The sequence below is a fragment of the uncultured Campylobacter sp. genome (genome assembly GCF_905373215.1).
Classification (GTDB): Bacteria; Campylobacterota; Campylobacteria; order Campylobacterales; family Campylobacteraceae; genus Campylobacter_B.
The window spans coordinates 17696-43433 of sequence record NZ_CAJPRT010000009.1 but is presented as its reverse complement, the minus strand read 5'-3'; the positions used below and the strand labels follow the sequence as shown (position 1 = coordinate 43433).

Below are 25738 nucleotides of genomic sequence, written 5' to 3'. Positions count from 1 at the left end.
CGCAACCGCCGCGCGCGCGCGAAGCTTCGCAAACGTAAAGCTAAATTTAAACCCACGCTTTTTGCACCGGCTCGTGATGCGACGGAAAGCTATACAAACGAAAGGCGTAAATTTAAACCTCACTCCGCAGCCGCTCGTGCAGCGCACACGATAATGAACTCACGACGCCAAAGCGCAGCGCGAATGCTTACGCGGCGTGCGATATTAGATCGTGTCGCAACCCCTAAATTTAAAGAGCTTCTAAATTTTAAAGTCCGCCGAATTCTACGAATTTTAAAATTTACCGCCTTAAAATTTCACTCCCTTCGCTAAATTTAACTTCTCGTTCCGATCCATTCTCGCGCGATCAAACGAGCTAAATTTAAATTTTGTCGCTTGCGCCGAGCTTTATCTCGCGCAGTGCCGCGCCGACGTCATTTTGGCGCATAAAATGCTCGCCGATCAAAAACGCATCTACGCCCGCCTCGTGCAAGCTTTTAAGCTGCTCGTGCGAGTGCAGGCCGCTTTCGGCTACGATGATCTTGCCGTTTGGAATTAGCGGGATCAGCCGCTCGCTCAGGCTCGTATCGACCTCGAAAGTCTCTAAATTTCGATGGTTGATGCCGATAATATCGGCACCTGCGAAGATCGCCTTTTTAAGATCGTCCTTATCGTGAATCTCGCACAGCGCCCGAAGCCCCAGTCTGCGGGCAAATTCGAGCAGTTCTCTCAGCTCCTTGCCTTCCAGAGCTTTGGCGATCAGCAGGATAAAATCCGCGCCGTAAACCAGCGCTTCGAGGATCTGATAACGATCGACGATGAAATCCTTGCGCAAAATGGGCGTACGAGTGTAGCGGCGGATCTGCGGGATGAACTCCAAATCGCCTCTGAAATAATGCGGCTCGGTAAGCACCGAAAAGGCGCTCGCACCTGCATTTTCATACTCCACGGCAAGGCTTAGCGGCTCAAAATCCTCGCGGATGATCCCCTTGCTCGGGCTTGCCTTTTTGATCTCGGCGATGATGCGAAGCGGGTCTTTCTCGTCGCTTCTAAGCGCGCTTATGACGTCACGCGGCTCGTAGGGATTGGCGCTTAGCGAGCGACCGAGCAGATCCTCGGGCAATCTTTCTTTACGAAGCGCGAGATCCTCGCGAGTGCGCTTTAAAATTTCGTCTAAAATCATCTCTAATGCCTTGGCGTCTGGATTTTAGAACCAGTAGACTCTTTCGACGTAGAATTTTGCTCTGGCATAAAATCCCGCCTCGATACGGAATTTTGTCTTGACGAGACAGAAATCTGCGCGGCGGAATTTATGGGCGTCGCAAAATTTTCAGACGCCGCAGAATTTGGTGTCTGGTTTTGAACCGCGGAATTTGCAGACCCAGCAGAATTTTGCGAAGCGGAGTCTTTTGGCGTTAAATCACGCGTTGCAGCGGAGCTCGGACGTGCGGAATCTAACACAGAGCTTTCGGGCGCCGTAGATTTTATGGAATCAGGCGCAGGAGTTTTTATTGCCGGACTTTGCGGCGCCTGATCTTTCGGCGCGGAGCCTTTTATCGTAGTGGGGTTTTGCGATATAGAATTCTGCGGCGCTACGCCTGTGCCAGCGGCGCACGCATCGATCGCCTCCAAATGCTCTTTGCCTTCGGGGGAATTAAAAAATTCTGCGTCTTTGATCTTAGCCATTTCATTTTTAGCCTTGTCGCACTCGCCAAGCTTGTAGTATCCCCAAGCAAGCGAGTCCAGATAATACGGCGAGTCGGGGTCTTTTTGTAGGGCGCGGCGGACGAGCTCGATGCCCTTGCGAACGTCCAAATCGTGATCTATTAGGATGTAGCCGTAGTAGTTTAGGTGCACGGGGTCTTTAAGCTGCGGCGCGATATTTTCAAATTTTGCCACTACGCTAGATAGGGTCTTGGCATCCACGTTTTTGCCCGCGCTTTCATATTCGTAAATCGCCTCGATCGCCAAAAAGTCGTAATTTTTGGTTTTCATAAACTCATCGCGCGCCATTTTAATCGCGGTTTTATAGTCTTTTTTATGCGCGTAGGCGTCGATTAGAAGCTCGCGCTTGTAGTCGTATTTTTTCAAAAGCTCGATTATTTTATCAAAGTCGTTTGAGTAGTAATAAATCGCTATCATATCGTCTAAGAATTTATTATCCCCTTTGGCTTCATACAGCGCTTCATCGATCTTAGCGACATCCAAATAGCGTTTATTCGCGCGATACACATCAGCTAGCAGCTCGCACGCCATACCCTGGGCGCAGCCGTAGATGCGCCTATGCGTCTCGATAATGCGGATCGCTCCGTCCGAATCATCGAGTTTATTTAGCAGCACGTCGCATAATCTGATGAGATTTTCGTCAGTTTTGTCTAGCTCATAGGCTTTTTCAAAGTAGGTTTTGGCTAAAGTAAAATTCTCCATCGCATAATATGTCGCCGCTAAGATCGCGTAACTACGCGAAACGGGATCTACGGTGACTAGCTTAAGAGCAGCGGTATTGGCGTTTAGATTATCTTTAATGCCTAAGTAGTAGCCGATTTTTACTCGCAGATACTCGGAGTCTGAGCTTAGGCTCTTTTCGCCGAGCTTTAAATAGCGCGCCGTATTTTTACGATCTTTGATCGCAAAAGCGGTCTTTAGCGCTTCTAGCAGATAAACGGACGAGCCTGTTTTATTGTATGCCTTTTCGTATAAAAACATCGATGCGACGGGATCTTTATGCAGTAGCTCCAAAGCCGTAAGCAAATCGAAATTTAGCTCGGCGTCCTCTTGCGCTCGCATCGCGTGATTTAGCTTTTCTTTGGTTATACTTTTGGCGCTTACGCCACGATTTATCAAGCTCTTTTTAATTGCATCTTTTGCACCGTTTTTTGTGCCAATGCTGGAATTCCGATCAGACGCCTTTTTATCCGTAACGGACTGCTTCGCTACTGCAGCATTCGTCCCACTCTCCGCACTTAGATACTGCGGCGCTAAAATCATCGCCGCAATTAAAATTCCGCCAAAAACCTTACCCCGATACATTCTTCCTCCAATTCTTTAGTATGCGTTTTAAAATATTCCCAAAACGGAAAGCTACGGCACTGCTTCGGACGCAGCTCGTAAATCCCACAGTTGCGCCGCGCTTCGTCAAAAAACACGCACGCTAAGCCGCCTTCAAAGGGCTTTTCTTTTACGCTAAATTTAGCGCCTATTTTTTGTAAATAAATTTCTTTAAGCCTTGCGGGCGAAATTTTAAATTTTACCGCTACAGCTGCAATCTCGCTCTCGTCTATCCAGATATAGCCGCTCTCTCCGGTGCAGCACTTGCCGCCGCAGCGCTCGCACGCGCTCGCATCGAAGCTAAAGCCAAACTCACTCATAATCCACGCTCGTTAAATCTGCGCTTTTATAGATCGCTTGGGCTTGCTCGGTACGCCTTCCGTGCGCGCTAGCGTAGATCGGAAGGGTGATCTCACAGGGCGAGCGCGAATTCTTACGAGCCTGCAAAAGCGCGAGCTTAGCGGGCTTTGAAATGTCGGGATAGACAAAACCAAGCCTCGTCAAATTTAGCCTAAACTCGCCTAAAAGCTCGCAAATTTTAGCTAGCTTGCCCGCCTCGTAGCAAAAAATAAGTGTGCCACCAGGCTTGAGATGAGCATTCGCAGATCGCACGAAATCCGGTAGGCTAAGGCTTGCTGCGCTCTTACTAAGCGCCATATGAGGCTCTTTGCTAAGCGAAATGCGCTCTCGATAAAAAGGCGGATTTGAGACGATAAAGTCGAAGCGTTTTTCGCTTTTAAACTCCGCAAAATCCGCGTGCAAAATCTCGGCAGGTAGATCGTTTTGCAAAGAATTTAGCCTTAAGATTTCTAAATTTCGCTCTTGAATTTCTAGCAAGCTTAGATTAATGCTCTTAAAATCGCGTTTTAGCAAAAGCCCTAAAATTCCACATCCTGCGCCCACATCCAGCACGTCGCCGTATATCGCTCGCGGATTTAGCGCGCCTTTGGGGCTACGCTCATTGCAGGCGGCAAACCCGCCGTCAAACAAGCACTCCGCAGCAAAATCCTCGCGCGCTTTGGCGTCTTCAAATTTGCTCGCGAAATCTTTATCGTGCGTCTTTTTAGATTCTAAAGGCTGCGCGATTTGCTCGTCACAAATTTTAAAATTTTCACCGCTTGCGATATCAGGCTTTAAAGTATGCCAGGCTTCGTCGTTTTGAAAATCGGAATTTTTGCAGTGCTCGCTTTGAAATTTCGCCTGGAATTCGGCGCAGCCCTTATCTCCAAAATCGCGATCACCCCCCACGCTATGGCTAGCGGCATACAACTCTTCTTTGCTAAAAGCACAATCCTCGGCGCAAAATTCCACCTCGTCGCCTGCGTAATCCGCGGCGCAAAACTGCGCATTAAAGCCTCCATCTGTCGCGTCTTTAAATTCCGCGTCACAGCCCAGCGCCCAAGAGTCATTTTGTGACGCAGCATCAGCTTTACGCACGCCTGAGCTTCTTATAAAATTCCACAAAAAAATCGTATCGCTCGTGTAACGATAGCCCTTTTTCGGCTGATAAAGCCTCATCTGCGGATGTTTTTGATGATGGTATGGGCGTGATTTATCGCCACTACGATCGATCCGCCGCTTCTGCTGATAAGATCTCCGCCGACGTAAAGCCCGCTAGTAGCAGTCTGGAGATTTTCATCCACGATCGGCACGCCGTTTTCATCGTAAGCGATGCCGCATTTCTTAAGAAAATCGATCGGGCTCGTGCCGCCGATCGCGTATATCACGCGGTCAAATACGAGCTCGGTGCCATCATCAAATTTCACCAGCACCTTGCCGTTTTCATTCTCTAGAGCCTCTATATCGATGCCTAAGCGCAAGATGATGCTGCCGTATTTGGTCTCGCGCATTACGTCGCTTTCGTTCGTCTCGTTTAGGCGGGTAAATTTAGGCTTGCGATAGCAAAGCGTCACGACATTGGTTTTACACAGCGCTATAGCGTATTCCGCAGCTGAGTTACCACCTCCGACGACTAAAATTTTTTCATTAATCGTGCATTTATCTAGATTGAAATTTACGCGTTGCGTGATCGAAGGCGGAATTTTATAGGCGGGCTTATTGGGCTTGCCCATCCTGCCAATTGCGACGATGACGTTGCGCGCGCGGTATCCAGCCGAGCTAGTCGTGATATAAAACTCATCTGCGTGCTTTTCGATCTTTTCGACCTCACTTTTGAAATTCGTATCGATTTCGTCGCTATCTAAGAGCTCGTCAAAATAATTTAGCACGCTCTCTTTTGTGCCGGTTTCAAACGAAATAGATCCGCGCGTCTCGCTGTCAAAGCCCTTATATTCTTTATCTACGCGCTTTTTATCTTTGTAAAACTGCCTAATTGTTTGAGAGTGGTTGTCGCCTTTTTCAAGCAGAAGCACATGCGCGAGCCCATTTCTTTTGGCTTCTACTACGGAAGCTATGCCGCAAGGACCGCCGCCGATCACCGCCAAGTCGTAAACGTCTATCATAAATTTCCTTTAATCTTTTAAATTTCATATAAAATTATAGTAAAAATTCCATTAAAATCAGTGGAATTTCCTAGCAATTTCGCGGCTTTAATTTAAAATTTTAACGCTTTAAGATGCTTGCTTGGCTAAATTTAAAAAGATAAAATTTTCTTCGTTTAAATTTTAAATTTCACGGCGCCAATCCGTTTGTAAAAACTAGCGCGGCAGAAGCTGCAGAAGCGGCGAATTTAAAATTTTACTTCGCCGAGATGGAATTTTGCGAGCTAAGATAAAGCGGCAAGAGCGGTGAAATTTTAAAATTTTACCGCTCCAGCAGAAGTTTTAGTAGAATCTTTAAGGCTAGTTAAAATTTAGCGTATACTTTATGCTAAAGTTATAATCCTCATCTTTAGAAACTTTTGGAAAACTATCCTTGGTGCGCTCGACCGCTTGAAGCGCCCCCTCATCGAGCGAATCGACATTCGAGGAAGACGTAACGCGAAGGCCCTTGACCTCACCGCTTGCCGTATAGGTAAAGTGCAAGCCTACGGTGCCTGTTTTTCGCATACGTTGGGCATTTTTAGGGTAGTGCGACTGCGCGTAGCGAGAAATGATGGCGAAAATTTTCTTGCCGACATCGCTATTGCTAGGATCGCCGCGGCTTGTTATAGCGTCGCTACCGCCGCCTGCGCTACTGGAGCCGCCGCCCCCGCCGCTACCTAGCGAAATAGGCTTTGTCGGATCAAACTTCGCCGTTAAATTCCTATCGCTGCTTTGAACTTTATGCTCTTTTTTAGGCTTAGGTTTTTCGATCGGTTTTGGTTTTTCTACCGACTTTGGCTTAGGCTTTTCGACTGGTTTTGGTTTTTCGACTACAGGCTCTGGTATAGGCTCCGGTTCAGGAATCGGCTCGGGCTCCGGTATTGGCTCCGGCTCAGGCGGAGTTGGTTCCGGTTCCGGTTCGGGTTCGGGCTCCGGCGGAGTGGGCTCTGGCTCAGGATCCGGTTCGGACTGATCGGAAGGAGGCGGGATATTGGGCTCATCGGAGATATCGCCCTGCTTGGCATCATCCATTATACTATCGATGGAAAAAGCTATCATATCGGGCATGCTAGGCGGCTTCGGTGCCGACGATAAAAGAGCAAAAACACCCACAGCGATGATGCAATGTAGCACCAAAGATACGATAAAACCTACTGCGCTATCTTTATTCATTGCTCTTTTTCGGTCACGATCGCAAATTTTTCATGACCCGCCTTTTTTAGGACATCCATGATCGAAATAAAAGAGGAAAATTTCGAGTCTTTATCATTTTTCAACACGACAAGATCGTTTTTATCGAGCGCGGCAATTTTTTCCTCAAGCTCATCCTCGCTTATTGCGACATCGTCTAGATAAATTTTAGATTCGCTATCCACTTTGATGGTAACTTTTTTATCCTCTTGCGGATTTTGCGAGCTTGAAGAAGATGGAAGATTTACCTTGATATGACCCTGCGCAATGAAAGTCGAGACACTAAGCACGATCGCTAGCAGCACCAGCATAATGTCAATGAACGGGACGATATTTAGCCCGTCTCGTCTAGGAATGCTCATTTATTTAACCTCATCGTAGCGATTGAGTAAAACATCAACTTTGCGGACGAAACCGTTGTAGATGATGAGAGTAGGCACGGCGACGACTAGACCGGTAGCGGTAGCTTTAAGGGCAAGCGATAGACCTTGCATGATAGCCTTGGTATCGATACCGCTTGCAGTACTCATATCAAAAAATGTGATCATAATGCCGATGACAGTACCTAAAAGACCGATGTACGGGGCATTTGAATAAACAATATAAAGCGTCGTTAAATTTTTTGTCAGAGCCTCTTCATATAGCGCCTTGCTTTTGTAATCGCTCGCCTTAACCTTCGAATAAAAAAGCAGCCTTTCGATACTGAACCACACGACTAAAAAGCTCATAAATCCGAGGATCGCAAAGATAATGTAATCCACGTAATGCGCCAAAAATTCCATAATGCCCATAAGCTCTCCTTAAAAATTTTAAAAATTTTTATAAATTCAGCAAATCGCCTTGCCAAAAAAATGAGTGATTTTATCAAAGATAGATTTAATTTTTACTAAAATTTTGATGATCGATATTTAAATTATATTTTATCATTTAGCTTTATTTAATGATAATAAAGCATTCGAAGATAAAATTCTAATGATTTTAAAACGTCTTGATAATTAATATAAAATAAAGGATTAATTTTATATTATTTGCCATTTTTTTAATCTCATTATCATTTAGGAGTTTCGTATGAAAAAATTTCATCTGGCTTTGTCTTTGTGCGCGGTTCTTTGCTTAAGCGCACAAGCAGACGAGAAATCAAGCGCTACAGACGCATCCAAAAGCAAGGATTCAAATACGCAAAGCTTAGGCGTAATCGAAGTTACTAGCGATTCTAGCACGCCTAGCACCGTGGATGATGTCAAAATCAACACCCGTAACGCCACGCTCGTAAAAGACGTATTTCGCGATATTCCGGGCGTGTATGTGGGCGGCACCAACGGCATGAATCAAAAAATTTATATGCGCGGCGTAAGCGATCGCGGTCTAAATATCACGATTGACGGCGCGAAGCAAAACGGCAATACCTTTCATCACAACGCCGATTTACTAATCGATCCGGATCTTATCAAGGCCGTAGAGGTCGATGTCGGCGCGCGCTCAGTCGTAAATGGCTCAGGCGCCTTGGGCGGCTCGGTAGCTTTTAAGACGGTGGATGCTTCTGATCTGCTTGAGGACGGTCAAAATATCGGCGCGAAGCTCAAAGTGGGCTATACGAGCAATAACGAGGGTTACTCGCAAAGCGCGATGCTCTACGGCAGAGCATTTGATAGCCTAGATATGCTTGCCGCATTCAAGCACTACGGATACGGCTTCGGCAAATCTGGCAATGGCAAACCTACGGGCGGCGATGGCAACGACATAAATTATCTATTCAAGGCGGGCTATAGCTTTTTGGATTTTCATAAAATTTCGCTGTCTACCGAGCATATGCAATATAAAGGTCTTTATCCGCTGCGACCGGAATTCGGCTCCTGGCTGAACGGACAGCTGGATAACCGCAAATACGAGCGCGATACACATACGATCAAATACACATATAATCCAAGCGACTTGCTAGAACTCGACATCACGGGATACTACACGAAGCATCAACGCATCGGATCGACTTCGACGAACGTAAAATGGGGCGTCGAGACTAAGGGCGGCAAAATCGGCGCTAAGAGTAAATTTGAAACGGGCGATTTGGCTGATACGTTGCGTTACGGCTTTGATTACTACCGCTCGGAAAACTACGTCAAGCCCGGCAATCTACGCCCCGAGAAGGTTGATAATTATAGCTTTTATATCGAGGATGCTATGCGCTACGGCGGGCTTACGGTAACTCCAGGCGTGCGCTACGAAAGGCACGAGCTAAAGACTTACAACGGCAGAGGCGCTAATATCTCTAGCTACAAATATAAATTCAACGAAGTGAGCCCCGCCTTGGCGCTTGATTACGAGATCGGCGCGGGATTCGGAGCGTTTGCCAGCTATGCGCGAGTATTTAGAGGACCTGACGTAATGGAGAGCATGATGGCTGCAGGTACAAGCCGTGGCAGACCGCTAAGCTGGATGGCTAACGAAAATTTAAAAGCCACCACGGGTAATGCCTACGAAATAGGCGGTCGCTACAAAAGCGATCTGGGGGAGAACTCCTCAGTAAGCCTAACTGCGAAGTATTTCAGAACGGAATATAAAAATTTAATCGTAGATAACAATGCGGCGGGCGGAATCGTCGGCTGCCCGGGAGGCGCGCAGGGCACCTTATGCAGGGCTAATGCAGGCAGTGCGGATATTGACGGCGTCGAGCTTTTCGCAAGATTAATATTAGATGATTTGAGCCTTGCTGCGGGTTACACCCACCAGCACGTAGAATATAAAGACCGCGTGCGCAGCGGCTCGGGCTATCTAAGCTCAAACATTATCGGCTACCGCGACTACGGAGATAAATACACCTTCAATGCCGAGTATGCAATCTCTGCAGCGGATCTACTGCTGGGCTATAACTTGCTCTTTTTCGACTCCAAAAACGTAGTTGCCGCAAATAGCGACGAAAAAACAAAAGTGCCTAGCTACGCAGTTCACGATCTATACGTCACCTATGCTCCGGATAGCGGACGATTTAAAGGGCTTGAGATCAACGCGGGTGTTTACAATCTCTTTGATAAAGCCTACGCATCGCACTCGCAGCGCAGTGCCGATTTCACCGGAGATTCAAACATTATCGACTGGGAGCCGGGACGAAATTTCAAGCTAAGCGTGGCGTATAAATTTTAAAGCTTACGCGAGAGACCGTACGAAATTTTGCACGCTAAAGCGGCGAAATTTTAAAAATTCAAAGCCCTTGGAATTTCAAAATTCCTAGGGCTTTGGAAATTTGAAATTCTTAGACTTAGAATTTCAAGCTTTTAAATTCTACTAACAGAAATTTTCTCGTAAAATTTTTGCGAATAGCAAAATTCTCATTCGCAATGAAATTCTAGCGTGCAGCGGAATTCCAAAAATTCAAGGCGATATCCGCAGCGCTTCACATCCGAAGCTCGTTTAGAATTTATAAAATTCCTCCCGCTTAAAGCGCCGTCCGTTTACTCTTCGTCGTTAAAATTCCGTTTTAAATTTTACTTAAAAGGAGAGCCTTTGTTAAATTCTACTAAAAACGCCATTCGCGGCGCGTTTTGGACGAAACCGTTCATCGTTTTAGTGCTGCTTTTGCTGCTGCTAATTCCGCTAAGCTTTATCGATAACCTCACCTACTCGCGCTCCGAAACCAAGCAGCTCGCGCAGGATTCGATCCTCACGCCGGTAGGTGGTGAGCTGCAAATCCAGGGCCTTGCGATCGTAGTGCCCTACGCAGAGATAATCGAAGCGATAGACAAAAGCAACAACGAGCTCGTAAAAAGGCGCGTAGAGAAAAATTTCATCATCGTGCCTAAAAACTACTCTCTCGCGGCGGAGATCAACCCCACCTATTTAAAGCGCGGGATTTTTCGCGTTCCGATCTATAACGGCGATTTTGCGCTTAAGGCGGACTTTGAGGCGATAAACTATACCGAGCTCGGCGTCGATCCTGCGCGGCTAAATTTCGACGAAGCCGTGCTAGTGCTCGGCGTAGGCAATCAAAAATCCTTCACCGCCTCCCCTGCTTTAAGCCTAAACGGCAAGGAGCTTAAGCAATATCACGGCAACACTGAGGCTAAAATTTTCGATCGGAGTTTAATCTACAAGCTCCCCGCTTCCGCGCTGTCGTCTGATTTTAGCATCAGCGGCACGCTTAAAATCCAAGGCGGCGAGGCGCTTCATCTAGCTCCGATCGCACAAAATAGCCGTTTTGAAATTAGCTCTACTTGGGCATCGCCTAGCTTTGGCGGCGGCTTTATCGCTAAATCGCGCGAAGTAAGCGCTAGCGGCTTTAAAGCTTCGTGGGAAGTTACGGGCTTAGCCGCGGGCATTGCTCCTGCGTGGCTCGCAGATCAAGACACGCAGATTGCGATGACGAGCCGGCGCAGCTACGACGATAGAAATGATGCTGTAAGCATCGGCTTCATCGAGCCCGTGAATAACTACTCGCTGATTAAGCGCTGCACGGATTACGCGCTGTTATTCTTAGCGGTGCCGTTTTTAGCGATCTTTTTGTGCGAGGTTTACACTCACGAGCGCATCCATCCGATCCAATACCTATTAATAGGGCTTGAGGATGTCGTTTTCTACCTGCTGGTGCTTTCGCTCTCCGAACACATCGGCTTTGCGATCAGCTACGCGATCTCGGCGATCGCGGTAAGCGTGATAGTGTTTTTCTACGCGAGCGCGATTTTCAAAGGCGCGCGCTGGGGCGTTTTCATCACTTGCGTTCAGCTCGTTTCTTACGCGATCCTCTATGTCATCTTAAATTCCGAAGACTACGCCCTACTAATGGGAAGTCTGATGATATTCGCGGTGATCTCTTTGGTGATGTATTTTACGCGCAAGCTCGATTGGTACGACACCGCGATCCCAAGCGGCGAGAAAAAACAGGAGCAAGAGCCCGAAATTTAGCCTTTAAATTTACCGCTAAATTTAATCGCAACGGCCTTTGGAGCTTTAAATCCAAAGGCCTTTTTAAATTTGCTCGCTAAATTTCAACTGCCAAAATTTTATCTATTTAAAATTTTACCCGCCGCGGCAGATACGGCGCGCATCGTAGTGGCAAACATGGTGCGGTGGCGGCGCATTTTAAATTTAATTCCGTTAGTGCACCGAGCCGAACGGCGCATTTTAAAATTTAGCACCGCGAGCGCGAGTATGTCGCGATAAAGACAAAATTTAGGGCACGCCGCTTTAAATTTTAAAATTTCATCTATTCTATAGCGCCGATTTTTGAGTATAATGAGCGAAAAATTTTAAGGATTTTGTGTGATACTTGCTATTGAGAGCAGCTGCGACGACAGCTCGGTCGCGGTGATGGATGAGCGCAGTTTCGAGCTGAAATTTTACGAAAAAATAAGCCAGGAGGCCGATCACGCCAGATACGGCGGCGTCGTGCCCGAGCTTGCCGCGAGGCTGCATACTGAGGCGCTGCCGCGGATTTTACAGCGCGCAAAGCCCTATTTTAGCGAGCTTAGCGCCGTCGCAGCGACCAACACCCCGGGGCTCAGCGTGAGCCTAATAGGCGGCGTGAATATGGCAAAAGCGCTCGCGCTCGCGCTAAATCTGCCGCTCATCGGCGTAAATCATCTCGTAGGTCACGTTTACTCGCTGTTTTTAGGCAGCGAGGCACGATTTCCGATGGGCGTTTTGCTCGTTAGCGGCGGGCATACGATGGTTTTGGATATCGGCGCGGCGGGAGGTATCGAAATTTTAGCGACCACCGGCGACGACAGCTTCGGCGAGAGCTTCGATAAGGTTGCAAAGATGCTAGGTCTTGGCTATCCGGGCGGCGCGCTCATCGAGGAGCTCGCAAAAGGTGGCGAGCCGCGGTTTGAGCTGCCCGTGCCGTTAAAGGGCGACAGGCGGCTGGAGTATAGCTTTTCGGGGCTTAAAAACGCCGTACGCGTGCAGATAGAGAAGCTAAAAGAGGCGGGCGAGCTGGATGAGCGGGCGATGCGCGATCTGGCGCGCTGCTTTGAGGACGCGGCGTGCGCGCACATACTGGATAAATTGCAGCGGATCTTTGAGCTGCGCCGCTTTGCGCGCTTCGGCGTCGTAGGCGGAGCGAGCGCGAACCTGCATCTGCGCGGACTTCTAACAGATCTGTGCGAGCGGGCGGGCTGCGAGATACTTTTCGCGCCGATGAAATTTTGCTCCGACAATGCCGCTATGATCGCGCGCGCGGCGATAGAAAAGCTGCGTAAAAAGGATTTCGTCGCACCCGCAGAGCTACAAATCATTCCGCATCTAAATCTACGCTCGGCGTTTGAGTAAAATTTTAAAATTTACAAATAGTCTGCGCCCGCTAGCGAATTCTCGCGCATTGGGCGTTTGAGTAAAATTTTATCTCGCGCTCGCTCACGGTTAGGTTTTTGGATAAAATTCGCTTTGAATTTACACATAGCGTTTCGGGCTCGCGCCACGTTTTGCCAAATTTCTTTCGTACTCGCACCACCATCGGTGCCGCTACTCTTGCACGCCCTCGCCGTTTGCAATATCTGCTAAAATTTTATGGGTTTTGTTGGCTTGTCATTTTTTGCACTTTCTTAATCGTGCAGAAAAGTTACGACTTCATGATCTTTTGGCAAGAACTTTCTACCGTGTATACCACTTTCTCCATATTCTATCAAAGCTTCATTAAGCACCTTATAGAGCTCATCTAACGAAATTCCGTCAAGACTAGAATTTATATTTTCCAGCTTATATTTGATAAAAAACGGATTATCTGCGAGCATTTTACTTGTGGTTTCGTCATAAATTCGCCTTATATCAAGCTCAATAACATTGCCTTTATAACATAAAATATAAATCTCCTCACCCATAAATCCATCTCGCGGATCTGGTAAGTGCGGATCACACACAAAGATAAACCAAATATCCCTCTGCCTATCGATGACCCAATCAAGCTGCTCTATACGTTGATCGCCCAATGGAAGTTCACCAAAATTTGCTCTGGAGCTATTTACTATGTCAATAACGCCATATTTCTTAATATCCTCTTTAGAAATATATTCTGCTACAAATGCCATTTTCTACTCCTTAAATTTAATATTTAATTATATCTACGACATATTTATATTCGCTTATATGCTCGTAGATATCGCCTTCGCTTTTAGTGCCTAGCTTTCTAACCATATCGTTTAGAAAAAATTTCTCAAAATTTTCAGCGGTTACCTTAGCGCCGCTACTGGTGCGCACATCCTTGCCGTTTGCAATATCTGCTAAAATTTGATCGGCTTGTTTACTCGTCATTTTTTATCCTTTCTTAATCGTGTAAAAAAGTTACGACTTCATGCTCTTTTGGTAAATTTTCTCTACCGTCAATACCGCGATTGCCATATTCTTTTAAAGCCTCATTAAGCACCTTATAGAGCTCATCTAACGAAATTCCGTCAATACTAGAATTTATATTTTCCAGCTTATATTTGATAAAAAACGGATTATCGACTAGCATTTTACTTGTGGTTTCGTCATAGACCCGTCTAATGTCAAGCTCGATTTCTTTACCTTTATAATAAAGCAGCCAAATCATCTCTCCGGTATATCCGTCTCTTGGATCAGGCAGATGCGGGCTACAAACAAAGATAAGCCAAATATCTCTTTGCCTGTCGATGACCCAGTCTAACCACTTTATTTCATTAGGCCCCTGTGGATCATAATGATATTTTGCCAAGCACTGATCTACACGATTTATAATATCATATTTCTTAATATCCTCTTTAGAAATATATTCCGCAACAAACGCCATTCTCTCCTCCTCAAAATTTAATTCTCGGATTATACTACGATATATTTATACCTACCTATGCGCTAATGCACTAATAAATATAAGCATAGGAGTTAAATTTATAATTGATTTTTGCCTTGAACCGTGCGCTACGCTCTCGTTAAATTTTTTAAAATTTCAAAGCGCGGTTTAAATTTATAGCCGCAGCTCGGCGTACGCCAAAGTGCAAGCCGCCGCCGTATGTTTAAAATCCCGCTATAAACTATGCGGCACTACGTATTCAAAATCCGCGCATATCAGGCGCTGATGACGCGCCGAGTCGCGCGGGCTCGGTAAATTTCGCCGCGGCGTGCCTAAGCTTCTATCACGTAAGGGATTTTATCTTTCACGCCGGCGCCCGCAAAGCCTTTAAGCCGCAGCAGGCAGCTGTCGCAAAGCCCGCACGCAGCATCCTCGCGCTCGTAGCAGCTCCACGTAAGCTCTAGCGGCACGCCGATCCCAAGCGCTAGCGAGACGATCTGCGCCTTGCTAAGGTGCACGAGCGGGGTTTTGATGCGCGGATGAAAGTCGCGGCTCGTACCCAGCTCAAGCGCTCGCTCGAACGCGCCGATGAACTCCGCGCCGCAGTCGGGGTAGCCGCTGCTGTCCTCCTGCACCACGCCGATGAAAATCGCATCGCAGCGCTCTTTCTCGGCAAGCGCGGCGGCGATGCTCAAAAACACGCCGTTGCGAAACGGCACGTAGGTGCTAGGCAAATCCGAAAACACGCTCTCACCGCCTTGCGGTGAAATTTTATCGCTTTGGTTTTGCGATGAAATTTCACCCCCTGCGTGCTTCGATGAAATTTTATCGCCCTGCTGCGGCTGGGGCAGGTTTCGAGATGAAATTTCACCGTCTTGCGGTGAAATTTCATCGTCGCGGGCTAAAATTTTACTGCCATGCGGCGAAGGCTCATCGCCCTCTAGTAAAATTTCAGCGTCTTGCGTTAAAATTTCACCGCTCTGCGCGCAACCGCTCCGCGCCGAATCTACGGCGAGCGAAGCGTCCGCGGGGCTCGTCAAGAAATTTAACGCAGTAAAATTTTGCCCGCCAATCTCGGCATTAGTAAAATTCGCCGCAATAGAATTTTGCCCTTCTAGTTCGGCGGCGGAATTTGTCTCGATAAAATTTAGCTCTCCGAGCTCGGCACTCTTGGAATTTGCCGCGCTGTCAAACTCGGCGCTAGCGGAATTTACCGCGGCGCCAAGCTCCGCAGCGCCCTTTCTTATCGGCAAGGTACCGTCCGTAAGGGCGCTGCCGCCAATTTGCGCGATGAAGCGAGCGTCTAAAATCAGCCTTTTTGCGACCCCCAAATCGTCGCAAATTTTACCGAAGCACTCGCGCTCCTTGCCCATCGTGCGCTGATCGTAGTCAAAGTGCAGCGCTACGATCTCGTAACCTTCGCGCCTCGCGATATAGGCGCAGGTCGCACTGTCCATGCCGCCGCTGATCACGCATAAAGCTCTCATTTTCGTCCTTTTTTTGCTAAAATTATACGAAAATTTTATAAAAGAGGGGTAAAAATGATACTTTGCGAGCAGCCCTATCCCGAAATTTTGGACGCTATCACGGCGGAGCTGGGCGGCGGGAGCGTCGAGCTAATTTTCGTGCGCGGCGAGGAGATGCGGCAGCTAAATGCCAAAACGCGCGGCATCGATAAGACGACCGACGTGCTGAGCTTCCCGCTCGATCCTGCGGCGTTTGCGGGCTTCGGCGAGGATTTTAGCGAAGAGAGCTCCGCGCATGAAAACAGCGGCGATAAAAATCCATACGCTGCGAATTCCGCTAGTGAAAATACAAGCGCTGCGAATTCTGCGAGGGAAAATTCTAATACTATAAATTTCGAAAATTCCGAGGGTGAAAGTTCTAACGACGAAAATTTAAAGAATGAGAATTTTGGCAGCGGAAATTTCGCCCCCGCACTGCTCGGCTCGGTCGTGATAAATTTAGACCTCGTAGAGCTTAAGGCGGCGGAACTGGGGCACGGCAGGGATGACGAGACGGCGCTGCTTTTTACGCACGGTCTGCTGCACGTGCTAGGTTACGACCACGAGAGCGACGACGGACAGATGCGCGCCAAAGAGTGCGAGATCATCGAGAAATTCCGCCTTCCAAAAAGCCTGATCGTGCGAACGGAAGGAAGCGAGGAGTAGGCGCTGTATATCAAAAAAGGGCGAGCAAGGTATGTGCGGCGGCGAAAATTCTAATCAAATTTTAAAAACGCAGATTGGGGAGCAAAAACTGCAAGCCCAAAACCGCAGCGATAAAACATAACGCGCAAGTAGCAAAATTAAGCAAACCAAAACTCGGCGATATAGTGCAACTCCTTAAAAATTTAGAGTTGTTTTATAAATTTATAGCTTCCGTCGTCGGCTCATTGGCGCTCAAATTGATCCTTTTTAAATTTTATTCACATTCATGAATATATGGATCTTTTAAGGTAAATTCGCCATGATTTCCTAACCAAAATTTCGCATGCTCGAAATTATCAATCGCAACTGAATGTATTTGTATGATTAACTACTTAATGGTAAATTTTCGTATTTAAATACAAATTTCTACAAACGGATGTTTGCGAAACTTTGTCTTTAAATTTACTAATTTTAATAGAAACCGCTTTAAGACCGTTTATTAAATTTACGGAATCGATAAAAAGCAGATAGTCTTTATCCTTATATTTTATCGGTCCAAAATAAATCAGGGTGTTTCTTTCAATTTTATTTTGATAATCCTCAAAATCTGCCCTGCTATAATATGAATCGTATGAGGGGTCTTTTATAATTTTACTGCACTCTTGCGGATCTAGAATATACATAAAATTTGCAAAAGACATCTCGTATTGCCGAAAATCTCTATACGTCATAATATACAAAAGCTTATTATCAAATTTATATAACGTAAATCCTCTCCCCGTAAAGCCGTCTCTAATCGTTGTATTCATATCCATATACCAGCAATCGCCCATATTTTTCTTTAAAACGGGGTTATTGTAATCCGTCGTATCAAAAACCAGAGGCTTGATTACGCTTATATTTTTCCATTCGAATAGATCATCGTAAAAGTCGTTGCAGAAGTCTCTTTCTTTTGATAAATGCTCTTCATACTCTTTTTTGAGCGTTGCATTTCTATCTATTTGCCAAAAGCTAACGGTTTTTCCGTTGAAAGTGGTTTCTCCTTCTACCATACCGGAAGGATTGCTTCTTACTACTTTCCTATCATTAGCTTTCCATAAAGTTATTTTTAAATCAAAAGGAATTTCCGTATCGCTTACATCGTTTGCATTCGCAAATAGTACGAATGCGATCATTAAGATGAAAATATGAACCCACATAACCGCCCCTATCGATAAAGCTTCGTGTTTAAGTATGAATTGCTACAAACAGGCATTTGTAAAATACCGTCTTTAAATTTCCTGATTGCGACGTTTAGTAATTGACCGCTGTGCGTATTGTCGAAATCTATGAAAAGTAGATAGTCTATATCTTTATAACGTATCGGTTCGGCATAAAACAGACGTGGTTTATATATGATATTGCCTGGAATCTCCAAATTTACCCTGCTACGAGGATCTTTTGTGATTTTACTACACTCTTTGGGATCTAAAATGTAAGCAAGATTTGCGAAATCATCCGTCTGATATATATAAGGAGTGGTTTTATAAATCATAATATACAAAAGCTTATTATCAAATTTATACAATGTAAATCCGCGCCCGCTAAAGCCGTCTTTAATCGTTTTATTCATATCCATATACCAACAATCGCCCATATTTTTCTTTAAAATGGGGTTATTGTAATCCGTCGTATCAAAAACCAGAGGTTTGATTATATTTATATTTTTCCATTCAAACAGATCATTGTAAAAGTCGTTGCAGAAGTCTCTTTCTTTTGATAAATGCTCTTCATATTCTTTTTTGAGCGTTGCATTATCTTCTATCGTAAAAAAATAAAAACTCTTGCTGTTAAACGTAGTTGCACCCCGAATCATAGGTTCGTGGAGGGCTTTTCTTACAACTTTTTTATCTTGAATTTTCCATAAAATAGGTTCCAGTTGCCATGGCATCGATGGATGCTTTATATCGTCCGCTTTTGCGAACGATACGGCAAACAAGATCGCTAAAATAAAAGCACGAATTTGCATCCCTTGCTCCTTAAAATGGGATTTTGGAATCCTAAAAGCGTTTTTTATTATCGGTTATATAAGCTTATATAACATAATTACTTAATCTGATATAAAATATGTTATCATATCCATATATATGAATTTATATACTCCGATATATACAGCGAGTTTTCAACGTTTAAAGCATAATCATTTTTATTCACATTCATGAATGTATGGATCTTTTAGGGTAAATTCGCCATGATCTCCCAACCAAAACGTCGCGTGCTCAAAATTGTCAATCGCAAATGTCGCATGGTACTCGCTGTATACTCTGCGCGATCTGCATTTTTTGCCTTTGTAATCATAGTAATCTGATAGCTTTTTATAAAACTCGATGCTTTCGTTATCAAAGTCGTAGCCCAGCGCGATATCTTGATTTCGCCCGTCGTAAAAATGAATATAGTCGAAATCGAGGTTGTAATAAACTTTGCAATGGCCATTTTCGCCGTTTATTATGGTATCGCTGCATTTGATTATACAAGGTAGCAAGGTCTACCGCCGCCAAAATCTACTTTCTTACCTCAATTCATCTGAGTATCGCGTAAAATTCTACGGACAAAATTTATGCGGATAAAATTTTATAAATCGCGCTTAGCCGAAGTTTACGGGGTCCATATCGATCTCGACGGGCAGATGCTCAAGCGCGCGCGCGGCATTAATCAGCGGCACGTGCGAGCTAGCGCGCAGCAGAATTTCAAAGCGAAATTTCGACGCGATATAGGCGATACCAGCCTTACCGTAGCCGATGATCTCAAAGCTCTCGCTCGCTTTCTCTTTCAAATACTGCGCGGAATTTTCGGCAAGATTTTCGGCTGCTAAATTTATAAAATTTTGTGCGACGCCGTTTCTTTCAGGCTTTAAATTTACGCTACCCGTATCCCCGTCGCGAGCTGTAATTTGCACATTATTTTTCAAATTTGAAGCGTTTTGGCGGTTTAAATTTGCGTTGCTCCCGCGCAAATCCAAGCTTTGAAATTTAGAATTTAACATCTGCTTACTGCCCTGCTGCGCAGAATTTTCTAAATTCAAAGCGCTTAAATTTGCTCCCCTCGCGTTCAGCCCGTCATGCGATATAAACGCACTATCTCCCGCCTGTTTGCGGCGCAAAAGATCAAGCGCCACGTTCATTATCTCGCCCGCCGCCTTTTCGTTTTTATGCGAGATCAGCACGCGCAAAAGCCGCATATACGGCGGATAGAGCCCCTCTCGAAACTCCGCCTCGTCGCGCAAAAAATCGTCGTAGTTTTCGATATAATCCCTAAAAAAGCCGCTCTGACGCGTCTGTATGACGACCCTGCCCTGCCCCGAGCGGCCCGCGCGGCCCGCCACCTGCATCGCAAGCGCCAGCGTCTTTTCACGCGCCCTAAAATCGGGATAGCTCAGATGCTCGTCGATCCCCATTATCACCGCAAGATCCACGCCGTGGTAATCGTGTCCCTTGCTAAGCATCTGCGTGCCTACCAAAATGTCGATTTTATGGGCGTTGAAGTTATTTAGCAGCGCCTCAAGCTTGCGCTGCGTGGTGATCTCGTCGCGATCAAATTTTGCGATGCGAGCGTTCGGGAAATGCGCCGCAAGCTGTGCCGCAAGCTCGCCCGTGCCGATCTTACGCGCCTGCATCACCTCGCTGCCGCAGTTTTCGCAAGACGCCCTGTAAAACGTGCTAAAGCCGCAGTAATGGCACTTCAGCGCCGCAGCGTCCGCGTGGTAGCTCATCCCGACGGCGCAAAACGGGCAGCGCACGATCTGCCCACAGTTTTCGCAGACCATATATTTGTAGTTCGCGCGCGTGGGCAAAAATACGACTGCTTGCTTGCCGGCTTTGAGGCTACGCTCGATCTCGGTTAAAATTTTGGGGCTCAGCCCCGTCTCGCTCTCGTCGAAAATGAAGCGCTTGGCGCTGCTAAAGTAGGTGCCGCGCAGGCGGAAATGCGGCTGCTTCGCGTAGGTGCTAAGCGCGGGCGTCGCAGAGCCCAAAACCACGCGGATGCCAAGCTTTTTGCCGACGAAAATCGCGGCGTCGCGGGCATTTAGACGCGGCGCGGCGGCCGATTTATAGCTGTCGTCGTGCTCCTCGTCCACGACGATGAGACTCAGATCGCTAAAGGGCAAAAACAGCGCCGAGCGGGCACCCGCGATGAGTCTGATCTCGCCTGCGTTAAATTTCGCTAAAATTTCACGCTTTTTCTTGGGCGAAATTTTGGAGTGCCAGACGCCGAGCCGCCCGCCGAAATAGCTCTGTAGCCGCTTCGTCATCTGCGGTGTGAGTGAGATTTCTGGCATCAAAAACAGCGCCTGCTTGCCTGCAGCGAGCGCCTGCGCGATCAGCGCGATATAAATTTCGCTCTTGCCGCTGCCCGTATCGCCGAAAATAAGCGACGTCTCATTGGCTTCGGCAAATTTACGCGCTTGCTCCTGCGCGGGGGTGAGGTTTGGAATTTTACATATTTGAAGCAGGGATAGCGACGGCGGGGCGGGGCTTTGTGCCGCGGCGTCTGAATTTTGAATTGAGATAAAATTTTGCGCTGAAGTAGAATTTTGAATCAAAACAGAATTCTCTCTCTCGGTAAAATCCCACTCTTGGATCGAATTCTGCGCTATGGCAAAATTTTGTTTGTGTGCAGGATCAGGTTCGGCAACAAAATTTATTGTCATAGCGGAATTTTGAGCCAATGTAGAATTTTGAATTGAAACGGAATTTTGCTCATCGACAAAGTCCCTCTCTTGGATAGAATTCTGAGCGGAGGTAGAATTTGACGCCAAATTTTGCGAGATAGAATTTAGCGCTTGCTTCAAATTTTGCTTTTGTGTGGAATCCGGCGCGATGACGGAATTTATGACGGTAACAGAATTTTCTGCGGTAGTAGAATTTTTCGTCAATTCAGAATTTTGGATTGAGGCGAAATTGTGTGTGGCACTAAAATCATCGTCGAGCACAGAATTTTGTGCGGTGATGGAATTCTGCTCGGAAATAAAATTTTGTTCGCAAGTAGAAGTTTGCTTGCAAGCGCAATTCCGCTCGGTCGTAGGATCCTCCTGCGAATTCCGCAAATCCTGCGCCGTATCGCTCGCGGGCTCAAAGATCCCAAATGCAACGCCATTTTCGCAGACATAGTAGTACGCGATAAAATTTGCAAGTGCGATCTGAAACGGGCTAAATTTAAGCTGCGAAATCTCTAAAATTTCCTTGGTTTTGAAAGTCGGTTTTGCAACCTCGCGCAGGATCACGGCGGATTTGACACTTGATTTTACGGGAACGGATACGATTTGATAAGTTGGGATTTTAAAATTTGAACTATAAGTAAGCGGCTTTAGGCTAGCGCCCAAAACCGCAACTTCATAATAGAGCATTTAGCTATTGAGCTAAGGATTGACAAAGATCATCAGCGTGATTGCAGTCGAATGAGCCTACATTTCTATCTTTATTTGCACCGGAAGTAGGTATACTAGCTCTTGTTGGATAATAAGTAAAGTTAGTACTTTTGCCTGCTACGGTAGCCGTATATGTAGATGTGGCATTATCGTTGCCATTTCTAACCAAAGTCCAGCCGTTTCTGCCGCCGTTTCTCATAGGGTAGATAGGTTGCTGCAAAACGCCATCAAAAAGAGTGGCGTTGTCCGAGCCCTCCAAAGCAGGCCACGTAGTCACGCCCCTCATCATATTCTCGCTTCTAACTAGCGAAAGTCCGCTTCTAATAGCAGCGATGTCTCCGCGCATCTTAGCAATCGTAGCATCATCGCGCGTAGCGGCTAATCTAGGCACCGCGATGCCCGCCAAAATACCTAAAACGACGATGACGAAAACAAGCTCTATCATCGTAAAAGCTTTTAAATTTTTCATGTTAAATCCTTTGATTTAAAGTGAGATGATTATAGCCAAATTTAAATAAAATTAATTTTAGTTAAAGAAAAAATCCTGCATTTTAAATAGAATTTTATGAAATTTCATTAAATTCTGCGATTTTTTGTCCGAATTTTACGGACGTATCAGCCGGGATTTCAAATTTTAAAAACTCGCTTTGCACTACGAGCACGATCGTCGAGCCCAGCTCGAAATTTCCCAAATGATCGCCCTTTTTAAAGTTTAAATTTTCATATTCGTAAAGCGCCTCAGATCTACTTGCGCATGCATTCGTCTGTATTCGCGTATCGAAATCAAATTTCATCTTGCCGACGTTTAAAGCGCCCACGAAAACCATCCACAAAATCCCGCCGCCAGGCATTTTGCACTTTAAAATTACGCGCTCGTTTTTAGCGTAGAGGTTTGGAATTTTAAGTAAAAATTTCTTCGCCACGCTGTAGAGATCAGCGGGTATATAAAGCGCCTGCAGCACGCTCAGGTCGCACGGCGCGTGATAATGATGATAATCGCGCGGGCTTAGATAGATGTTTGCGTAGCTTAAATTTACGCCGCTTGTATTTTCGCCGCCTTGGGCGTCCTCTGCGCTCGTTTTGCGACTCACGCTATTTTCATCGCCGTAAATTTCAGCTCGCATGTCGCTTGCAGTATAAATTGCGCTGCTTTCGCCGCTTATGATTTTTGCTTGCGCGGCGTCCGCGGTGTCATCTGAATTTTTAATGTCGCGGGTATCCGCTCCGCCGCTTTCACTTGCCGCAAACGTGCGACCTAGCAGCTCGCTAAGGCTATATTCGCAGCCCTTTACGCTAAAAGCCCGCATATCGGCGCAGGTCCCGCTCTCAAAGATCACGCCGTCACTGGGGCTTATGAAAGCTCGCTCGTCTGCCGCTATCTCGCGCGGACGCAGCAAGCGGCGAGTAAAAAGCGCGTTTAGGCTCACGTAGCTTTGCGGCGGATCAAATTCGCTCATATCGATTTTGAAAAATTCCACATATTTGCGGTTGATAAAATTTTGTATAAATTTAGGGAATTTCACCGCGGCGATAACCCCGAAAATTCTCGAAATAAAACTTCTCATCTATGCCTTTCTAAGCTTAAGCAGCGCGATCTCCGCATCGGCAAAGACCCTTATCGGCGGGCCCCAAAACCCTACGCCGCTGCTTACGTAAATTTGCTTCAGCCCGTCGTTATACAGCCCGTAAAGATACTTCTGGCTAAGCAGTACCAAAAGCGTCCACGGAAAAATTTGCCCCGCGTGCGTGTGTCCGCAGATACACAGATCGACCTCGTCGCGCACGAAATCCACGACGTATTTGGGCTGATGCGCGAGTAAAATTTTTGGTTTATCGGGGTCTGCCTGCGCTAGCGCAGCGCTTAAATCTGGCTGCATGTATCCGAAGCGAAAGCCGCTAAGATCGTGCACGCCCATTAAATTTAACCCTTCAAATTCCACGCTTTCGTTTTGCAGCACGCGCACGCCCGCTTTTTGCATCGCCGCGATAAGCCCGCTTGCGTCGCCGCGGTAATACTCGTGGTTGCCCGTGACGAAAAATATAGGTTTTTTGATCGCCTCAAGAGGCTGCAAAATATCCCCGAGCTCATCCGAGCGCAGATCAAACATATCGCCTACGATCAGCAGCGCGTCGTAATTTAGCAAGTTTATCTGCGCTACGACGCCTTGCAAAAATTCCTTTTTCAAAAACTCGCCCAGATGCACATCCGAGATGACGACGAAGCTTAGCTCGCGAGCTAAGTTTTTGATTTTTATTTCGCGCTCGGTGATTTTTGGAATTTTTAGTGCATTATAAAGCCCCTTAAAAATATAGCTAAACGCCATTATTACAAAGGTTACGTCTATAAAGGTTTTTAAAAATTTTCGCCTGTTTTGGCTAAATTTAACCACATGCGCAGCGGCGCTTAGCACATCGTAAGCAAGGCAGATAAAAAAGAGCGAAAAGGACGCCGCAGTGCAGAATACGCAAGCCTTATAAAGCAGCTCGTTTTTGAAGCTTCCATTAAGCCCAAAACCCACAAAAAATATCGCATCTAAAATCGCCAAAGCTACGCAAAGCAAGCTCAAGGCGGGGCGAAACGTAGCGAAGCCTTTATATGGCGTAAAGCGCGCGCCGATCGATCTGTAGACGTAAAGATTAAAAAACAGGAATAAAACCGTGCCGACGATCGGGAAAATATAGGCGCTTTTCAAACTCTAGCCTTGGATATACTCGTCCAGCTTATCTTTATCAAAGCCCGTGATTTCTTGCTTATCGTCTAAAATTAGCGCGCCGCTCTTTTTAAATTTAGTGATGGTGCGCGAAAATGTCTCGGGAGTCACGTTTAGAATTCTGGCTATTCTGGTGTATTTCGTGCTCATAAAAATATCGAAATTCTCGCTGATAAACTTAGCGATCTTGCCGTCGCAGCTAAGCACGACTTGATTATCAAAGACCGCATTTAGCGCTCGGATCTTCTCAGACATCGATTTTAAAAGCTCCAGGCAAATCTTTGGATCGCTCATAAACTCGTTTTTAAATTTTTCATAATCGATCTTTAGCACCTCTCCGTTTGTTGAAAACACGCCGCTTGCAGGATAGCTCGTCTCTTCGAAATTTACCATCTCCGCCACGAGCGAGATGGGGCGGATCTCGCGCATATGGATCTCACGCCCCTTTGCGGAGGTTTTATAGATTTTTAAAATTCCTTTTAGCAGGATCAATAGATACTGCGAGCGCTCGCCCTCGAAAAATAAAATTTCGCCCTTTTTGTAGCTTTTATGGATGCTAATCTGCTCCAAACGATCGATTTGCGCTGCGCTTAGAGCTTTAAAATAAGGGATTCTCTCAAGCATCGCCGTAACCTATTTTTTAAGCAGGTCTCTTATCTCGCTAAGAAGTTTAATCTCTTCGCTAGGCTCGGCAGGTGCGGCAGGTTCCGGCGCAGGAGCAGGCTTTTTAAGCTTATTGATCGCCTTGATCGCGCAGAATATACAAAACGCGATGATGATAAAATCGACCGTTACCTGGATAAACGAGCCGTAGTTTATCGTAACGGCCGGAGTCTGCCCCACCGCTTCTTTTAGCACGATCTTAAGATCGGTAAAATTCATCCCCCCCGTAAGAAGTCCTAAAATCGGCATCATAATGTCGCTTACGAGCGAGGTTACGATCTTACCGAAAGCCCCGCCGATGACGACGCCCACCGCCATATCGATGACATTGCCTTTCATCGCGAATTCTTTGAATTCCTGAATGAAACCCATATTGT

The 25738-nt window shown here is 46.3% G+C and carries 23 protein-coding genes and 4 pseudogenes; 4 read left to right on the top strand and 23 right to left on the bottom strand.

What is annotated here, in order from left to right; translation table 11 throughout:
- Nucleotides 1–361 precede the first annotated feature (361 nt).
- The 8 genes from trpC to exbB all read right to left on the bottom strand — a co-directional run bounded on the left by trpC (nt 362) and on the right by exbB (nt 7483).
- The gene (trpC, locus tag QZ176_RS06050; protein ID WP_295151974.1) at nt 362–1162 is read right to left on the bottom strand and encodes an indole-3-glycerol phosphate synthase TrpC; all 801 of its coding nucleotides are present in this window, start codon (nt 1160–1162) and stop codon (nt 362–364) included.
- A 2-nt stretch (nt 1163–1164) separates the two neighbouring features.
- The gene (locus tag QZ176_RS06045; protein ID WP_295151972.1) at nt 1165–3009 is read right to left on the bottom strand and encodes a hypothetical protein; all 1845 of its coding nucleotides are present in this window, start codon (nt 3007–3009) and stop codon (nt 1165–1167) included.
- Nucleotides 2976–3347 carry a YkgJ family cysteine cluster protein gene (locus QZ176_RS06040; RefSeq protein ID WP_295151970.1) on the bottom strand — a complete coding sequence of 124 codons (372 nt, stop codon included), beginning with the start codon at nt 3345–3347 and terminating at the stop codon, nt 2976–2978. Before QZ176_RS06040 ends, QZ176_RS06045 begins: the two co-directional genes overlap by 34 nt.
- The gene (locus QZ176_RS06035; RefSeq protein WP_295151968.1) at nt 3340–4545 is read right to left on the bottom strand and encodes a methyltransferase; all 1206 of its coding nucleotides are present in this window, start codon (nt 4543–4545) and stop codon (nt 3340–3342) included. Before QZ176_RS06035 ends, QZ176_RS06040 begins: the two co-directional genes overlap by 8 nt.
- A complete protein-coding gene (locus QZ176_RS06030) occupies nt 4542–5489 on the bottom strand; it encodes an NAD(P)-binding domain-containing protein (protein ID WP_295151966.1) in 948 nt (315 codons plus the stop codon). Before QZ176_RS06030 ends, QZ176_RS06035 begins: the two co-directional genes overlap by 4 nt.
- Nucleotides 5490–5828: 339 nt before the next feature.
- Nucleotides 5829–6683: an energy transducer TonB gene (locus tag QZ176_RS06025; protein WP_295151964.1), complete on the bottom strand. Its 855-nt coding sequence runs from the start codon at nt 6681–6683 to the stop codon at nt 5829–5831.
- A complete protein-coding gene (gene exbD, locus QZ176_RS06020; protein WP_295151962.1) occupies nt 6680–7063 on the bottom strand; it encodes a TonB system transport protein ExbD in 384 nt (127 codons plus the stop codon). The genes QZ176_RS06025 and exbD overlap by 4 nt, the downstream gene beginning before the upstream one ends.
- Entirely contained in the window at nt 7064–7483 is a 420-nt protein-coding gene (exbB, locus tag QZ176_RS06015) for a TonB-system energizer ExbB (RefSeq protein ID WP_177389024.1), read from the bottom strand.
- 286 nt (nt 7484–7769) lie between these two features.
- Between exbB and QZ176_RS06010 the strand changes: the two genes are divergently transcribed.
- The 3 genes from QZ176_RS06010 to tsaD all read left to right on the top strand — a co-directional run bounded on the left by QZ176_RS06010 (nt 7770) and on the right by tsaD (nt 12959).
- Entirely contained in the window at nt 7770–9839 is a 2070-nt protein-coding gene (locus QZ176_RS06010; RefSeq protein WP_295151959.1) for a TonB-dependent receptor, read from the top strand.
- Between the two features lie 360 nt (nt 9840–10199).
- A complete protein-coding gene (gene creD, locus QZ176_RS06005; RefSeq protein ID WP_295151957.1) occupies nt 10200–11594 on the top strand; it encodes a cell envelope integrity protein CreD in 1395 nt (464 codons plus the stop codon).
- Nucleotides 11595–11951: 357 nt separating this feature from the next.
- Complete coding sequence (tsaD, locus tag QZ176_RS06000; protein WP_295151955.1) at nt 11952–12959, top strand: tRNA (adenosine(37)-N6)-threonylcarbamoyltransferase complex transferase subunit TsaD; 1008 nt, start codon at nt 11952–11954, stop codon at nt 12957–12959.
- Nucleotides 12960–13231: 272 nt separating this feature from the next.
- On the opposite strand, the gene QZ176_RS05995 is transcribed toward tsaD, so the two are convergent.
- The 5 genes and pseudogenes from QZ176_RS05995 to QZ176_RS05975 all read right to left on the bottom strand — a co-directional run.
- On the bottom strand, nt 13232–13714 hold the full coding sequence (locus QZ176_RS05995; RefSeq protein WP_295151953.1) for a hypothetical protein: 483 nt from the start codon (nt 13712–13714) through the stop codon (nt 13232–13234).
- Between the two features lie 16 nt (nt 13715–13730).
- The gene (locus QZ176_RS05990; protein WP_295151951.1) at nt 13731–13937 is read right to left on the bottom strand and encodes a hypothetical protein; all 207 of its coding nucleotides are present in this window, start codon (nt 13935–13937) and stop codon (nt 13731–13733) included.
- A gap of 13 nt (nt 13938–13950) precedes the next feature.
- Complete coding sequence (locus QZ176_RS05985; RefSeq protein ID WP_295151949.1) at nt 13951–14433, bottom strand: hypothetical protein; 483 nt, start codon at nt 14431–14433, stop codon at nt 13951–13953.
- 332 nt (nt 14434–14765) lie between these two features.
- Nucleotides 14766–15170, bottom strand: a pseudogene (locus QZ176_RS05980) (7-cyano-7-deazaguanine synthase); the annotation flags it as partial.
- A gap of 501 nt (nt 15171–15671) precedes the next feature.
- Nucleotides 15672–15920: pseudogene (locus QZ176_RS05975) on the bottom strand (7-cyano-7-deazaguanine synthase); the annotation flags it as partial.
- A 54-nt stretch (nt 15921–15974) separates the two neighbouring features.
- On the opposite strand from QZ176_RS05975, the gene ybeY reads away from it, so the two are divergent.
- Nucleotides 15975–16604 carry an rRNA maturation RNase YbeY gene (gene ybeY / locus QZ176_RS05970; protein WP_295151947.1) on the top strand — a complete coding sequence of 210 codons (630 nt, stop codon included), beginning with the start codon at nt 15975–15977 and terminating at the stop codon, nt 16602–16604.
- Between the two features lie 371 nt (nt 16605–16975).
- Here the strand turns inward: ybeY and QZ176_RS05965 are convergent, their stop codons facing one another.
- From QZ176_RS05965 to mscL, 10 genes and pseudogenes are all read right to left on the bottom strand, one after another.
- Nucleotides 16976–17782, bottom strand: coding sequence for a hypothetical protein (locus QZ176_RS05965; RefSeq protein ID WP_295151945.1), 807 nt, complete (start codon nt 17780–17782; stop codon nt 16976–16978).
- 8 nt (nt 17783–17790) lie between these two features.
- On the bottom strand, nt 17791–18591 hold the full coding sequence (locus QZ176_RS05960; RefSeq protein ID WP_295151942.1) for a hypothetical protein: 801 nt from the start codon (nt 18589–18591) through the stop codon (nt 17791–17793).
- 177 nt (nt 18592–18768) lie between these two features.
- On the bottom strand, nt 18769–19104 hold the full coding sequence (locus QZ176_RS05955; RefSeq protein ID WP_295151940.1) for a hypothetical protein: 336 nt from the start codon (nt 19102–19104) through the stop codon (nt 18769–18771).
- Nucleotides 19105–19728: 624 nt separating this feature from the next.
- Nucleotides 19729–21057: pseudogene (gene priA / locus QZ176_RS10435) on the bottom strand (primosomal protein N'); the annotation flags it as partial.
- A 657-nt stretch (nt 21058–21714) separates the two neighbouring features.
- Nucleotides 21715–21966 (bottom strand): annotated as a pseudogene (locus QZ176_RS10430) (primosomal protein N'); the annotation flags it as partial.
- A 4-nt stretch (nt 21967–21970) separates the two neighbouring features.
- A complete protein-coding gene (locus tag QZ176_RS05945) occupies nt 21971–22456 on the bottom strand; it encodes a prepilin-type N-terminal cleavage/methylation domain-containing protein (protein ID WP_295151937.1) in 486 nt (161 codons plus the stop codon).
- Between the two features lie 94 nt (nt 22457–22550).
- Complete coding sequence (asd, locus tag QZ176_RS05940; protein WP_295151935.1) at nt 22551–23552, bottom strand: archaetidylserine decarboxylase; 1002 nt, start codon at nt 23550–23552, stop codon at nt 22551–22553.
- Nucleotides 23553–24680: a metallophosphoesterase gene (locus QZ176_RS05935; RefSeq protein WP_295151933.1), complete on the bottom strand. Its 1128-nt coding sequence runs from the start codon at nt 24678–24680 to the stop codon at nt 23553–23555.
- Between the two features lie 3 nt (nt 24681–24683).
- Nucleotides 24684–25322: a Crp/Fnr family transcriptional regulator gene (locus QZ176_RS05930; protein WP_295151931.1), complete on the bottom strand. Its 639-nt coding sequence runs from the start codon at nt 25320–25322 to the stop codon at nt 24684–24686.
- 9 nt (nt 25323–25331) lie between these two features.
- Nucleotides 25332–25733 carry a large-conductance mechanosensitive channel protein MscL gene (gene mscL, locus QZ176_RS05925; protein ID WP_295151929.1) on the bottom strand — a complete coding sequence of 134 codons (402 nt, stop codon included), beginning with the start codon at nt 25731–25733 and terminating at the stop codon, nt 25332–25334.
- Nucleotides 25734–25738: the final 5 nt, after the last annotated feature.

Coding starts and splice junctions, on each gene's coding strand:
- QZ176_RS06010 (WP_295151959.1), top strand. CDS start 7,770: ATGAAAAAATTTCATCTGGCTTTGTCTTTGTGCGCGGTTCTTTGCTTA.
- exbD (WP_295151962.1), bottom strand. CDS start 7,063: ATGAGCATTCCTAGACGAGACGGGCTAAATATCGTCCCGTTCATTGAC.
- mscL (WP_295151929.1), bottom strand. CDS start 25,733: ATGGGTTTCATTCAGGAATTCAAAGAATTCGCGATGAAAGGCAATGTC.
- QZ176_RS06045 (WP_295151972.1), bottom strand. CDS start 3,009: ATGTATCGGGGTAAGGTTTTTGGCGGAATTTTAATTGCGGCGATGATT.
- asd (WP_295151935.1), bottom strand. CDS start 23,552: ATGAGAAGTTTTATTTCGAGAATTTTCGGGGTTATCGCCGCGGTGAAA.
- QZ176_RS06030 (WP_295151966.1), bottom strand. CDS start 5,489: ATGATAGACGTTTACGACTTGGCGGTGATCGGCGGCGGTCCTTGCGGC.
- QZ176_RS05990 (WP_295151951.1), bottom strand. CDS start 13,937: ATGACGAGTAAACAAGCCGATCAAATTTTAGCAGATATTGCAAACGGC.
- QZ176_RS06025 (WP_295151964.1), bottom strand. CDS start 6,683: ATGAATAAAGATAGCGCAGTAGGTTTTATCGTATCTTTGGTGCTACAT.
- QZ176_RS05945 (WP_295151937.1), bottom strand. CDS start 22,456: ATGAAAAATTTAAAAGCTTTTACGATGATAGAGCTTGTTTTCGTCATC.
- QZ176_RS05965 (WP_295151945.1), bottom strand. CDS start 17,782: ATGTGGGTTCATATTTTCATCTTAATGATCGCATTCGTACTATTTGCG.
- trpC (WP_295151974.1), bottom strand. CDS start 1,162: ATGATTTTAGACGAAATTTTAAAGCGCACTCGCGAGGATCTCGCGCTT.
- QZ176_RS06035 (WP_295151968.1), bottom strand. CDS start 4,545: ATGAGGCTTTATCAGCCGAAAAAGGGCTATCGTTACACGAGCGATACG.
- QZ176_RS05960 (WP_295151942.1), bottom strand. CDS start 18,591: ATGCAAATTCGTGCTTTTATTTTAGCGATCTTGTTTGCCGTATCGTTC.
- QZ176_RS05930 (WP_295151931.1), bottom strand. CDS start 25,322: ATGCTTGAGAGAATCCCTTATTTTAAAGCTCTAAGCGCAGCGCAAATC.
- QZ176_RS06040 (WP_295151970.1), bottom strand. CDS start 3,347: ATGAGTGAGTTTGGCTTTAGCTTCGATGCGAGCGCGTGCGAGCGCTGC.
- QZ176_RS05995 (WP_295151953.1), bottom strand. CDS start 13,714: ATGGCATTTGTAGCAGAATATATTTCTAAAGAGGATATTAAGAAATAT.
- QZ176_RS05985 (WP_295151949.1), bottom strand. CDS start 14,433: ATGGCGTTTGTTGCGGAATATATTTCTAAAGAGGATATTAAGAAATAT.
- exbB (WP_177389024.1), bottom strand. CDS start 7,483: ATGGAATTTTTGGCGCATTACGTGGATTACATTATCTTTGCGATCCTC.
- ybeY (WP_295151947.1), top strand. CDS start 15,975: ATGATACTTTGCGAGCAGCCCTATCCCGAAATTTTGGACGCTATCACG.